General features: G+C 45.4%; 2 protein-coding genes. Both read right to left on the minus strand.

The genetic code is table 11. The annotated features are described in order from the left end of the window. The coding region (locus AC6I5A_RS02645) for a FecCD family ABC transporter permease (RefSeq protein WP_497900445.1) at nucleotides 1–617 on the minus strand (617 nt) is incomplete at its 3' end. A gap of 111 nt (nucleotides 618–728) precedes the next feature. Beyond that, on the minus strand, nucleotides 729–1,479 hold a 751-nt coding region (locus tag AC6I5A_RS02650; protein ID WP_034611428.1), incomplete at its 5' end, for a hypothetical protein.

Below are 1,479 nucleotides of genomic sequence, written 5' to 3' on the forward strand. Positions count from 1 at the left end.
AGCATAGGAATAAACGCCGCAAAATGCTTGTATCCAATGGAGGCAAGACTTCCCATAAACCAAAAAACAATTGCCGGTAACTGTGTATAGGGATCGGCTACGTATTTTAGGATAGATGTCAAGGCGCCGAAAAAGCTGGATACAATCACTCCGCCTAAGATAAGAGTCACGGTTGGTGTGGTTCCATAAATCCTACCCGCAAAATAGCTAAGCGTTACCGCCAGCACTCCAAACAAAAAGGCAAATCCATAGATGAAATAACCCCCGGGAAAAAATACGATTGCCAAACAGGCCCCAAACCCCGCTCCGTTACTGACCCCCAGGATCCCTGAACTGACCAAAGGATTGCGGAAAACACCCTGAAACGCTGTCCCGCTGCAAGCCAATGCTGCGCCAACAAGGGCCCCCGCTACTGCTCGCGGCAGCCGCAATTGCCAAACTACAGTCATAGCCTCTTGGGATGGGCGTTCACCTTGCCCTACTCCTGCAAGCAAAACCCGGAAGATATCTCCAAATGAAATGTCATATCTTCCTACAAACAGAGTCAAGATAATACATAACACCGGAGCTATAAGCAAGCCAATGTTAAAAATGATTTTTTTCTCTAGGTTTGGCATTAGTTTAATAATTCACTTTCCTAAATTAGTAGCTATAAATAACGTCATGAGTAACCTGGGTCATGGAAAAACCATAACTATCGACACATGCCGGCTTACAAAAAGTCTATATCACGGTTTCGGAGTTACAGGTTTTTCAATAAATGTTTCTAAGATTCCTCCATCAGCTGCAAGGAACTGGTTTGATATGTTTGTGTCTTTTGTATATGTTACAGTAACTACTTCGTTTATAACTTTATGACCTTCAGGAAGTGTTAACTTATACTTAAACTCACTTGGGGTGTTAGTTGTCGCCGATATGCTTGTAGGTGTTACATTTGTTCCGCCCACATTAACAGTAAATCTTGCTTGCATGTTTACTAGATTTCCCATGAGTTTACTGAAGAAGATACTCACATCACCATTGCTTGTCACTTCAGCTCTCACAAATGTAGGTGCTGAAGGAATTTCTACAGCCACGCTATACGTAGTTCCATTGGTCAAGCCTGTGATCTCGGTGCCGGTCAAGGCTTCCGCTGCCGAGTTTTCCGCTCCCAGTGTTCCGTTGGCTTGTACTCCGCAGCTCTTGCCACCAGACGTTACCACATACTTCGTTTCACTTGTTAATCCGGTGATTTTCTGGTCTGCTGCTGTCCCTAATGATCCGTCGGCTAGCACTACTGCTGTCGGAGCGGCTGGAACTTCTTCAGCGACGCTATACGTAGTTCCATTGGTCAAGCCCGTGATCTCAGTGCCGATTAAGTCTTCTGCTGCCGAGTTCTCCGCCCCCAGTGTTCCGTCTGCCTTTACCCCAAAGTTAGCGGTGCCTATTGTTACTACATATTTTTTACCGCTCGTTAAACCTGTAATCTTCTGGTCACCT

Source organism: Desulfosporosinus sp. Tol-M2, from assembly GCF_059735615.1.